Annotated in this window: 1 pseudogene; it reads right to left on the bottom strand. The window is 75.7% G+C overall.

From position 1 onward, the window contains the following. Nucleotides 1-305 (bottom strand): annotated as a pseudogene (locus tag AN216_RS00145) (formimidoylglutamate deiminase); the annotation flags it as partial.

The following is a 305-nucleotide window of genomic DNA, read 5'->3' as shown; positions in this document are numbered from 1 at the left end:
GGCGTTCTCCGCCGGCTGCTCGGACAGGTGCGCGTGCAGCGGCGCCCGGCGGTGCCGCGCCCATTCCACGACGGTGGGCAACTCGCGTGCCGGGACGGCCCGTACGGAGTGCGCCGCCGCGCCGATCCGGGTGTTCCCGTCCGGCCGCAGGGCCTCGGCCCGTTCCGCCCACGCCTGTGCGGTGCCGTCGCTGAACCGGAGTTGGTGGGCTTCCAGGGGCTGGTCGAAGCCGGCGGCGAGATAGCAGGTGTCCAGCAGGGTGATCCGGATGCCGGCCTCGGCGGCGGCGGCGATCAGCGCCTCGC

It is taken from the genome of Streptomyces oceani (assembly GCF_001751245.1).
Taxonomy (GTDB): Bacteria; Actinomycetota; Actinomycetes; order Streptomycetales; family Streptomycetaceae; genus Streptomyces; species Streptomyces oceani.
This window is presented reverse-complemented; position numbering and strand designations above follow the sequence as displayed.